This window comes from Ruminococcus sp. N15.MGS-57, from assembly GCF_000980385.1.
Lineage (GTDB): Bacteria > Bacillota > Clostridia > Oscillospirales > Ruminococcaceae > Hominimerdicola > Hominimerdicola aceti.
The window spans coordinates 1-1,477 of sequence record NZ_LARF01000101.1; the positions used below are offsets into that span (position 1 = coordinate 1).

Genomic DNA, 1,477 nt, shown 5'->3' on the forward strand with positions numbered 1-1,477 from the left:
GGCATGGAGAGCAGGGCTATCGCTTAAAAGAAATGATTACAAATGAATTAGGGAAGAATTCTATGACAATAGGTGTTGGAAATTATTCTAGTGGCGTAAATTCAACACAAGACCAAGTTGTTTTGGTTTATGAAAAGTTAGTTGAATTATGATATATTGATACGGGAGGATATATGGACGGACAAAAAATTGCAGTCATACTTGCCGTGATTTCTTTGATCTATATTATCGCAAAGTTGTGTGCGGATACACCGTCAGAGCCGAGCGTTTTTGATTCCTTCTATGAAGAGAGTCAGGATGAGACCAGTGCGCATGAGGATTCCAGCAGCAAGGTCAAGCGTGAGTATTCTTATCATTTTCCGGAGTATAACAGCGATACCGATGAAATTGACGATGAATACGAGGGCGCAGATTATGATGACTACGATACCAACTGGTTTGATGATTACGACGACGATGAGGGCGATTACGACTATTAGCGAAATAAACAAAATTCAACAGGAATATTTTACATCGATTTTACTTGACAAAGTCAAAATAGCGTGGTATAATAATAAAGCTGTCGCACGGGAGCGGTAGTCAAGAGGACAAATGAATGAAAGAAAGTGGAAGAGCGGATCGGGAGATCGACAGCGGCCGGTGGAATTTGTTCAAGAAAAGTTCACTTGACAAAAGCGTGAAAGTGTGATAGAATGAATAGGCTGACTGTTTTGGACAGGCTGTCGAGGATGAAAAGAGAATGATGGGTTGAACATCAGTTCACAGATTGTTTACTTGACAAAAACGACAGAATGTGATAAAATAGAAAAGCTGGTCACGGCGAGAAGGAAAGAAAAGAAAACGATCTGAACTTCGGTTCACAAAATGTTTACTTGACAAAAGCTTCTGAATGTGATATAATATAAAAGTTGCAGCACGAAAGCTGCTTCGAAAGTATCTTGAAAATTGAACAATGCACTACAAGCGAAAAAGCCCTTGAAATTCCAAGAGATTGGAACTTTAAGAAGTCAGAAAAGACGAAAAAATCACAAAGGTAATTGCGAGCGAAATCGTGATTGCTAGGATCGATATAAAGATGCGAAAGCATCTGTATATACAACTTAAATAAAGAGTTTGATCCTGGCTCAGGACGAACGCTGGCGGCACGCTTAACACATGCAAGTCGAACGAGAGAAGAGAAGCTTGCTTTTCTGATCTAGTGGCGGACGGGTGAGTAACACGTGAGCAATCTGCCTTTCAGAGGGGGATACCGATTGGAAACGATCGTTAATACCGCATAACATAATTGAACCGCATGATTTGATTATCAAAGATTTATCGCTGAAAGATGAGCTCGCGTCTGATTAGCTAGTTGGTAAGGTAACGGCTTACCAAGGCGACGATCAGTAGCCGGACTGAGAGGTTGATCGGCCACATTGGGACTGAGACACGGCCCAGACTCCTACGGGAGGCAGCAGTGGGGAATATTGCACAATGG

Annotated in this window: 1 protein-coding gene and 1 rRNA gene; both read left to right on the forward strand. The window is 41.6% G+C overall.

The genetic code is table 11. From position 1 onward, the window contains the following. Nucleotides 1–215 precede the first annotated feature (215 nt). A complete protein-coding gene (locus WS40_RS10565) occupies nucleotides 216–479 on the forward strand; it encodes a hypothetical protein (protein ID WP_325208541.1) in 264 nt (87 codons plus the stop codon). Between the two features lie 622 nt (nucleotides 480–1,101). Continuing rightward, nucleotides 1,102–1,477: ribosomal RNA gene (locus WS40_RS10575) — 16S ribosomal RNA — on the forward strand; the annotation flags it as partial.